This is a genomic window from Actinoplanes sp. NPDC051633 (assembly GCF_040681735.1).
In the GTDB taxonomy this organism is placed as follows: Bacteria; Actinomycetota; Actinomycetes; order Mycobacteriales; family Micromonosporaceae; genus Actinoplanes.
Window position 1 is genome coordinate 1 of record NZ_JBFAZH010000221.1, and the last position, 8,499, is coordinate 8,499.

The window sequence follows — 8,499 nt, forward strand, 5'->3', positions numbered from 1 at the left end:
AAGCTGAGCATCCCGACGCCGGGCGTGCACCGCACCGGTGAGTTCGAGGGCTGGGGCTACGTCCTGATGGACCGGCTGCCCGGCCGCGCGCTCATCGAGACGTGGGACGAGGTGGACCGCGACCGGCTCGCCGACCGGCTGGGTGAGGCGATCGTCGCACTGCACGCGATCCCGCCGCCGGCGATCGACGACTGGTGGCCGGAGGACTGGGCCGAGTTCGCCGAGGAGCAGCGGGACGGCTGCGTGATGCGGCACCAGGCGCTCGGGCTGGACGACGAGTGGGTGGCGCGGATCGAGCCGTTCCTCGACTCGGTCGATCTGGGCGACGACTCCCCCGTGCTGCTGCACACCGAGATCATGCGGGTGCATCTCCTGACCGGCGCGTCGGGTGAGCCGACCGGGCTGATCGACTTCGAGCCGGCGATGCGCGGTGCGCCGGAGTACGAGTACGCGGCGGTCGGCGCGTACGTCTCGCAGGGTGATCCCGGATTTCTGCGGCGGGTGCTGATCGCCGCCGGGTACCGGCCGGACGAGCTGACCGCGGATCTGCGCCGGCGCTTGATGGCCTGGTTGTTGCTGCACTACTACAGCAACGTCGCGAAATACTTCGAGCACCTGCCGGCGCCGGCCGAGCCGACCTTCGAGTCACTGGCCGACACCTGGTTCGCCACCGACTGATTCCGGTCGCTTTCCACCGCAAACGGTTACCCCGGACGAGGGATATTCGCCGATAACGGAACTAATGCACCGATAAGGTTGGGTCCTTCCGCAACGAAATTCTGTGAGGGTGGACCGTGCCAAGAATCAAATCGTCGCTCATCGCCGGCGGAAGCGCGGCGACGATCGTCGCGCTGTCCGCAATCGGCGCCGGAGTCAGTTACGCCTCCGGCGGCCACAATTCCGGCGGACGCAACACCTCGTGCAACGTGCCGTCGGCGACCTACCCGACGATTCAGTCGGCCGTCAACGCGGCCACCTGCAAGACGATCAAGGTAGCGCCGGGGACCTACAGCGAGAACGTCGCGATCGGCCGCAGCCTGACGCTCAACGGTGCGAGGGCCGGCCAGGACGCCCGCAACCGCCGCGGCGGCGGCGAGTCGGTCGTCAACGGCGGCACGTCGGCGAACTTCACGATCACGGCGAACAACGTGACCATCGACGGTTTCACGTTGAACGGCCCGCCGAGCCCCGGAACCGCCGCATTGGTGATGCAGGCCGGCAATACCGGCGAGCTGATCCAGAACAACATCATCAACAATCCCGGCCGGGCCGCGTCGATCACCACCAGCCGGACGACATTCCGCAAGAACGCCATCCGGAATACATCGACTGCCTCCGACGGATTTCAGACGAACAGCCTGCCGGTCCAGGACGTCACGATTACCGGCAACAGTTTCAGCGGGCCGGTTCCGGCGAACTACAACGCCGACATCACCTTCATCGAAGGCAATCAGAATCTGACGGTCTCCGGCAACAAGAGCACCGCCGGCGGAACACTGGTGGCCATCTTCAAAACGAACGGGGCACGCATCTCCGACAACACGGTCGTCGGCAACGGCGGCTCGTCGGCGGTGTACATCGGCGGCGGCAACAAGAACATCTCCGTCACCGGCAACACGATCACCTCGTCCGGCTCGGCGGTGAACGTGGCGAACGACTTCGGCATCGGAACCAACTCCCGGGTCACCATCACGCGGAACGCCCTCCGCAACAACCAGAACGGCGTGAAGGTCGGATCGGCCTCAGACGTCGTGCAGGTGAACCGGAACAGCATCACCGGCAATTCGGCGACCGGGGTGCTCAAGAGCCCGACTTCGGGCGCGCCGGTGGACGCCACCTGCAACTGGTGGGGCGCCATCAGCGGCCCGGGCCCCGTCGGTCCCGGCCGGGGCGACAAGGTCAGCACCGGTGTGGCCTACCGGCCGTGGCTGAAACTGCCCCGCCTGACCGTCGGCTGCCGCTAGGCATGTCACCACCGAGGCCGGCTCCCCGCGAGCCGGCCTCGGCGCGGAACCGGCACGGGCGACACCATCACGGGGCGGCACCATCACGGGCGACGTCGGGTGTGGCGCCTGGGAACTTCATGGCTGAATGGTTGTATTCCGCCCGAACCACCCTCACTGCCGGGCGTCGCACACGATCATGGCGGCATGGGTGTGATGGCTTATCCCCTCCGGTACGCGCTCGCCGACCTGGCGCTCGCGCTAAGTCGCGCGGCGGACGACACGGCCGAAGTGCGGGCCACTGCGGCCCGGGCGGCGGCGGACATGATCGGCGACGGCGCGGGGGTGCAACTCCTCGGCGACGACGGGCACTACACGCCGATCACCTATCACCACCCCGACGTGGAACGCGCCCGGTCGCTCGGGCGGGCGCTCGATCTGAGCGGGCGGTTGCCCGACGACGAGTTCTCCACGGCGCAGGCGGCGAGCCGCCGGCCGGTCGTGCTGGCCGCCGAGGGCCGCGAGCCACTGCCGCAGTTCGGCGGAGCCGGGGTGTACGCCGCCGTGCTGTGCCCGATCATCGTGGACAACACGTTCGCCGGATATCTGATCTTGAATCGCAACGAGGTCGGGTCGTTCTACGCCGCGGCAGAGGTCGAGCTGGCCCGCGACATCACCGGCGAGCTGTGCCTGGCGCTGTCCTCCGCCCGGGTGCGCGAGCGCCTGAAGGCCAGCGAGGAGAAGTACCGGCGGGTGCTGGAGACCATCCCGGAGGGCGTGCTGCAGCTCGACGCCGAGGGGGTCGCCACCTACGCCAACGAGCCGATCGGTGTCGTGCTCGGGTTGCCGCGGGCACAGCTCATCGGTGTGCCGCTGCGCGGGTTCCTGGACGACCAGGGGCAGAAGGAGCTGACCCGGCGGCTGGCCGAGTGCAAGGCGGGCCGCTCGACGGTCGGCGCCACGCGGCTGATCCGCGCGGACGGCTCGCACCGCAGCGTACGGGTCAGCATGATGCCGCTGCACGACGAGCACGGCCAGTACACCGGCGTGGTCTGCATGGTCACCGACACCACCGACCACATCGATGCCCGCGGCCTCAAGCGGCAGCTCGACCACCTGCGCCGGCTGGACAGCCTGGGCCAGCTCATCGGCGGCATCTCGCACGACTTCAACAACCTGCTGACGGTCGTCGCCGGGTCGGCCGACATGATCTACACGACCACCGCCGAGGGGTCCCCGCAGCACCAGCTGGCCAAGGACATCATGGACGCGGTCGGCACCGGGCGGTCGCTGACCCACCAGCTGCTGGCCTTCGGGCGCACCGAGGGCAACCGCCCGGAGATCATCCCGATCCCGGACCTGCTCACCGACGTGCAGAGCCTGTTCAGCCGCACGCTGGGCGAGCACATCGGCCTCGATCTGGCCTTCGGGCCGGACGTGTGGCCGGTGCGGGCCGAGCGCGGCCCGCTGGAGCAGGCGCTGGTCAACCTGGCCGCGAACGCCCGCGACGCGATGCTGCACGGCGGCATGCTGCGGGTGGCCGCCACCAACGAGGTGGTGCAGCCGGGTCAGCTGGCCGAGGGCGCGCCGACCGGCAAGCTGGTGCACATGGTGATCACCGACACCGGGGTCGGGATGACCGACGAGACCCGCAAGCGGGCGCTGGAGCCGTTCTTCACCACCCGGCCGACGGCGGCCGGCCTCGGCCTGGCCACCACGGCCGGCATCGTGCAGGGCATCGGCGGGTTCATCGAGCTCGAGTCCGAGCCCAGGATGGGTACGACGGTGCACCTCTACCTGCCCGCCGCGGAGGAGCGGCCGGGCCCGGCGGTGGACCGGCAGACCACGCCGGCGCTGATCGGGCGGGTGCTGATCGTCGAGGACCAGCCCGAGGTGGCGCAGCTGGTGCAGCGGCTGATCGAGCCGGCCGGCTACCAGATCTCGGTGGCGACCGACGCGTTGATGGCCGTCACCCAGGTGGCCTCCGGCGCGCGCCCGGACCTGCTGATCACCGACGTGGTGATGCCGGCGATGACCGGGCCGGAGCTGGCCGGCGCACTGCGGACGCACCAGCCCGACCTGCCGGTGCTCTTCATGTCCGGCTACACCGCGGCGTCGCTCGGCCCGCAGCTCAATCTGGACGCCAACAGCATGCTGATCGAGAAGCCGTTCACCCGGTCGACGCTGCTCAGCGCGATCAGAAGCCTGTGTGGCCCGCAGCCTCCCCGGGCCGATTGATCAGAACTCATCCGGGGTAGTCACGCGAAGAGAGCACTCACCGACTCACCGTTGTGGATGCGCCGCATCGCCTCGGCCAGCGGCGCGGCGACCGAGAGGATCGTCAGCTTGTCGGTGTGCTTGACGCGCGGGATCGGCACGGTGTTCGTGCAGACGATCTCCTCGACGTCCTTCTCCGCGCTCAGCCGGGCGATCGCGTCGCCCGAGAAGAGGCCGTGCGTGCAGGCGACGCGGACGCTGCGGATGTTGCGCTCGCGCAGCCGGGCGAGCAGCTCGAAGATGGTGCTGCCCTTGGCGATCTCGTCGTCCAGCACGATCGCGTCACGGTCGGTCACCTCACCGATCACCGAGCTGATCACGACCTTGTCGTCCGCGTACCGCTGCTTGGCGCCGAACGCCACCTCCGCGCCGAGCATCCGCGCGAACGCCGCCGCGTCCTTGGCGTTGCCGAGGTCCGGCGACACCACGACGGTGTTGCTCAGGTCGTACCCCCGGAAGTGGTTGGCCAGCTCACGAAGGGCGTGCAGGTGGTCGACCGGGACACTGAAGAAGCCGTGCACCTGCGGGGAGTGCAGGGTCATCGCGAGGATCCGGTCGGCGCCGGCGGTCTGCAGCAGGTCGGCCACCAGGCGCCCGCCGATGGAGATGCGGGGCGCGTCCTTCTTGTCGCTGCGGGCGTAGGCGTAGTGCGGCAGCACGACCGTGATGCGTCCCGCCGAGGCGCCACGTGCCGCGTCCAGCATGAAGAGCAACTCGACCAGGTGCTCCTGTACGGGCGGGACCAGCGGCTGGATCAGGAACACGTCGCGTTCCCGGCAGTTGCCCTGAAGTTGCACCTCGATGCAGTCGTTGGCGAAATGGGACACCCGGGTCGGTAGCAGGGGGACGCCGAGGTGCTCACAGATCTCGGCGGCCAGGTCGGGATGGGCACTTCCGCTGAAGACGGCGATGTCACGCACGGACACCACCCTAAAAGGCGGCATCACGCCACTTGCGGGCGACCTTTGGTTCCTCTACGGTAACCGTTACTCATGAGTGACGCTTTGTTCGACGCCGCCCTCGACGCGCTCGGTGACCCGATGCGGCGCCGCATCGTCGAGCGGCTGCGGCCGGGCCCGCTGCCGGTCGGCGAGCTCGCCGCGGGACTGCCGATCGGCCGGCCCGCCGTTTCGAAGCACCTCAAGGTCCTGCAGGGGGCCGGGCTGGTCGAACACACCAGCGCCGGCACCAGGAATCTCTATGCGCTGGCGCCACCCGGCTTCACGGCCGTACAGCAGTGGCTCGTGGGGATGTGGGACGACGCACTGACCGCGTTCGCGGCGTCCTTCGAGGAGAGCGACGATGAAACCTCTGCATAGGCAGGTGGTCGTCCGAGCCGGAGCCGGGGAGGCGTTTCACGCCTTCACCGAACTGATCGGCTCGTGGTGGCCGATGGAGAACCACAGCGTGTACGGCACGGGTTCGGTGGCCGCCTTCCGGGACGGCAAGCTGATCGAGACCGGGCCGGACGGCGAGGAATCGGTGTGGGGCACGATCCTCGCCTGGGAACCGCCACGCCTCATCGAGCTGACCTGGCATCCCGGCCGCGCCGCCGCCGACGCGGGCGAGGTGCGCGTCAGCTTCGAACCGGTGACCGAGAAGCAGACCATGGTGACGGTCACGCACAGCGGATGGCAGTCACTCGCCCAGCGGGACAACTACAAGAACGGCTGGCCGGCGGTGCTCGGCTCGCTCGCGTCCCGCTTCTCCGCGAGCCCGGACGGCGACGAGCCGGTCTGGCTGGTGCTGCAGCACACCGCGGGCGTCGAGCGGCCGATGGAGCATCCGGGGTTCGCCGGTCATCCGGCCTTCCTGAGCCGGCTCCAGGACCGTGGCGTGCTGGTTGCGGCGGGCCCGTTCCCGGGCTCCGGGGGCGAGGGCATGACGATCGTCCGGGTGCCCGCGTCCGGAGCCGCGTCGCTCGTGACCGAGGCCGGCATCGAGGATTCCAGCGTCGCGAGCGGGATTCTGGAGGTCCGGGTACGCCCGTGGCATGTGGTCAGCCGTGGATCTTCGATACCGTAACCAGTTGTGAACGGACTTGCGGTTGCCTGCCGGCGGGTGGTGCACATCTATCGCGCCGAGGCCGGTGACGTGGTGGCGCTGGCCGGGGTCGACCTGTCCATCGCGCCGGGCGAGATGCTCGCGCTGGTCGGGCCGTCCGGGTCGGGCAAGTCGACGCTGATCGCGTTGCTGGCCGGGCTGATGCGGCCGTCGGCCGGGCGGATCAACATCGGCACGTACGACATGGGCAAGCTGTCCGACGCCGAGGTGTCCCGGTTGCGCGGGACCGAGATCGGGGTGGTGCTGCAGGGCGCGGCGCGCAATCTGCTGCCGTACGCCTCGCTGCACCGCAACATCTGGCTCGCCCAGCGGCGGGCGGCGCACACCCGCGGCATCACGCTGGACAACCCCGACCGCATCCTCGACCTGGTCGGGCTGCCCGGGCAGGGCCGGGCCCGGCTGGCCGACCTCACGCCGGGCGGGCGGCAGCGGGCCGCCCTCGCCGTGGGCATCGCCGCCGGGCCGGGCCTGCTGCTGGTCGACGAGCCGACCAGCCGGCTCGACACCAAGGGCCGCGACGAGGTGCTCGAGGCGATGGAGACGGTCAACCGGGAACGGCAGACCACCATCGTCGTGGTGACGCACGACAACGACGTCGGCGCGCGGCTGGGCCGGGCGGTGACGATCCGCGACGGCCGGGTCGGCGCGGAGGGCCGCGACGGCCAGGACTTCGCCGTGGTGGCCGGCGACGGCACGGTGCAGCTGCCGCCGGAGGTGCTGGGCAGCTACCCGCCTGGCACGCTCTTCACGGTCCAGCACGTCGACGGCGAGGTCACCCTGCTCCCAGGCGGCACCGAGCCGGCCGCCTGACCCGCCGGCGCGTCAGGGGCGGGCCCAGGTGGCGACGCCGTCGAGGAGGTGCAGCTCGCGGTCGCAGGCCGCGGCCGCCTCCGGGTCGTGCGTCGCGAAGACGACCGCCGCGCCCCGGTCGGCCTCGGCTCGCAGCAGGTCGATCACCCGCTGGCGGTTGGCCGCGTCCAGCTCGCTGGTCACCTCGTCGGCCAGCAGCACCGCGCCGCTCAGGGCCAGGCCACGGGCGATCGCCGTACGCTGCTGCTGACCACCGGACAGCTCCTCGATCAGCTGATCGCCGTGCCCCGTCAAGCCCACCTGCTCCAGCGCCTCCGCCGTCCCGCGCCGCGCCTCGGCCGGTGTGCGCCCGGTGGCGATCATGGCCACCGCGATGTTCTCCGCCGCCGTCAGGATCGCCGCCAGGCCGTTGTCCTGCGGGATCAGCACCACGCCCCGGGACACCGCGTGGTCCCGGTCCCCCACCGGATCGTCGTCCACCAGCACGCGCCCCTCGGCCGGCGCCAGCAGTCCCGCCATCGCCGACAGCAGCGTCGTCTTGCCGGCCCCGGACGTGCCGGTGACGGCCAGCAGCTCGCCCGGCCGGACCGCCACCGACACGTCCCGCAGCACCGGGTCGCCGTCGCCGTACCCGATCGAGGCTTCCGCCACGGTCAGCGTCGTCATGAGATCTCCTTCCGGGTACGCCCGCCCGCGGCGAACGCCACCCCAGCCAACACCGCCAGCACCACCACGCCGGTGCCCGCCACCACGAGCGGGCGCGGCCACCCGGGCAGCGGGAACGGCGGCGGATCCAGCCCGGCCAGCGGCAGCGCCCAGCCGGTCAGTGCCCACACCACCATGGCGATCGCCAGACCGGCGGGCACCACGGCGAGCATCAGCGCCGGGTACGTCCACAGTGTCGCCCTGGCCAGCGATCCCTTGTCCAGGCCCTGGGCCCGCAACGCGGACAGGTCCTCGACCCGCAGGGACCGGTCCACCCCGGCCGCCAGCACCAGGGCGCCCGCCGCCAGCGCGCCCGCCAGGACCGCGCCGAGCAGATAGAACCACAGGGACAGGGCCGGTCCCTGCTCCTCCAGCTGACGGCGCAACTGCCCGGCCGAGACATCCCCGACGATCGTCAGGCCCTGCCCCTCGAGCCGCCGCTCGACGTCGGCCGGCGCACGGGCGGAGAGCCACACCTGCGGCCGCAGGGCCAGGCCGGTGTCCGTCGAATACCGGTCGAGGTACTCCAGGTCGACCAGCCGGACGCCGGTGCCCGCGCGCGGCACGGCCGGCAGATCGGCCACCACGCGGACGGGCACCACGCGGCCGTCGAAGCCGTTCATCTCCTCGGCGCCGCCGGCGGCCGGGCCGGACGTGGCGACCGCCAGCGGCGCCGGGACGTCCGCCGGCTGGATCCAGG

The 8,499-nt window shown here is 70.9% G+C and carries 9 protein-coding genes and 1 pseudogene; 6 read left to right on the forward strand and 4 right to left on the reverse strand.

The annotated features are described in order from the left end of the window. The coding region (locus AB0M20_RS15095) for an aminoglycoside phosphotransferase family protein (protein WP_364298337.1) at positions 1-678 on the forward strand (678 nt) is incomplete at its 5' end. Between the two features lie 328 nt (positions 679-1,006). On the opposite strand, the gene AB0M20_RS15100 is transcribed toward AB0M20_RS15095, so the two are convergent. Continuing rightward, positions 1,007-1,156 carry a hypothetical protein gene (locus AB0M20_RS15100; protein WP_364298339.1) on the reverse strand — a complete coding sequence of 50 codons (150 nt, stop codon included), beginning with the start codon at positions 1,154-1,156 and terminating at the stop codon, positions 1,007-1,009. Between AB0M20_RS15100 and AB0M20_RS15105 the strand changes: the two genes are divergently transcribed. Both AB0M20_RS15105 and AB0M20_RS15110 read left to right on the forward strand, forming a co-directional pair. Beyond that, complete coding sequence (locus AB0M20_RS15105) at positions 1,149-1,964, forward strand: right-handed parallel beta-helix repeat-containing protein (RefSeq protein ID WP_364298341.1); 816 nt, start codon at positions 1,149-1,151, stop codon at positions 1,962-1,964. The genes AB0M20_RS15100 and AB0M20_RS15105 overlap by 8 nt on opposite strands. Positions 1,965-2,150: 186 nt before the next feature. Continuing rightward, positions 2,151-4,181 (forward strand): response regulator, encoded by a 2,031-nt coding sequence (locus AB0M20_RS15110; RefSeq protein ID WP_364298343.1) that lies wholly within the window; start codon positions 2,151-2,153, stop codon positions 4,179-4,181. A gap of 20 nt (positions 4,182-4,201) precedes the next feature. On the opposite strand, the gene AB0M20_RS15115 is transcribed toward AB0M20_RS15110, so the two are convergent. After that, positions 4,202-5,140: a ribose-phosphate pyrophosphokinase gene (locus AB0M20_RS15115; protein WP_364298346.1), complete on the reverse strand. Its 939-nt coding sequence runs from the start codon at positions 5,138-5,140 to the stop codon at positions 4,202-4,204. Between the two features lie 72 nt (positions 5,141-5,212). Between AB0M20_RS15115 and AB0M20_RS15120 the strand changes: the two genes are divergently transcribed. Genes AB0M20_RS15120 through AB0M20_RS15130 form a run of 3 tightly spaced genes read left to right on the forward strand, consistent with a single transcriptional unit; the run spans position 5,213 to position 7,094 of the window. Continuing rightward, complete coding sequence (locus AB0M20_RS15120; protein ID WP_364298348.1) at positions 5,213-5,539, forward strand: metalloregulator ArsR/SmtB family transcription factor; 327 nt, start codon at positions 5,213-5,215, stop codon at positions 5,537-5,539. Continuing rightward, a complete protein-coding gene (locus AB0M20_RS15125; RefSeq protein WP_364298350.1) occupies positions 5,523-6,245 on the forward strand; it encodes an SRPBCC domain-containing protein in 723 nt (240 codons plus the stop codon). Before AB0M20_RS15120 ends, AB0M20_RS15125 begins: the two co-directional genes overlap by 17 nt. Positions 6,246-6,251: 6 nt before the next feature. After that, the gene (locus AB0M20_RS15130) at positions 6,252-7,094 is read left to right on the forward strand and encodes an ATP-binding cassette domain-containing protein (protein ID WP_364298352.1); all 843 of its coding nucleotides are present in this window, start codon (positions 6,252-6,254) and stop codon (positions 7,092-7,094) included. A gap of 12 nt (positions 7,095-7,106) precedes the next feature. Here AB0M20_RS15130 and AB0M20_RS15135 read toward each other — a convergent pair whose 3' ends face one another. Both AB0M20_RS15135 and AB0M20_RS15140 read right to left on the reverse strand, forming a co-directional pair. After that, positions 7,107-7,760 (reverse strand): ATP-binding cassette domain-containing protein, encoded by a 654-nt coding sequence (locus tag AB0M20_RS15135; protein ID WP_364298354.1) that lies wholly within the window; start codon positions 7,758-7,760, stop codon positions 7,107-7,109. Then, positions 7,757-8,499 (reverse strand): annotated as a pseudogene (locus AB0M20_RS15140) (ABC transporter permease); the annotation flags it as partial. The gene AB0M20_RS15135 and the pseudogene AB0M20_RS15140, both read right to left, overlap by 4 nt.

What these genes read in the sequence shown, in the direction of transcription:
- AB0M20_RS15110 (WP_364298343.1), top strand. Translation starts at nt 2,151, where the DNA reads ATGGGTGTGATGGCTTATCCCCTCCGGTACGCGCTCGCCGACCTGGCG.
- AB0M20_RS15135 (WP_364298354.1), bottom strand. Translation starts at nt 7,760, where the DNA reads ATGACGACGCTGACCGTGGCGGAAGCCTCGATCGGGTACGGCGACGGC.
- AB0M20_RS15100 (WP_364298339.1), bottom strand. Translation starts at nt 1,156, where the DNA reads ATGGTCACGTTGTTCGCCGTGATCGTGAAGTTCGCCGACGTGCCGCCG.
- AB0M20_RS15120 (WP_364298348.1), top strand. Translation starts at nt 5,213, where the DNA reads ATGAGTGACGCTTTGTTCGACGCCGCCCTCGACGCGCTCGGTGACCCG.
- AB0M20_RS15125 (WP_364298350.1), top strand. Translation starts at nt 5,523, where the DNA reads ATGAAACCTCTGCATAGGCAGGTGGTCGTCCGAGCCGGAGCCGGGGAG.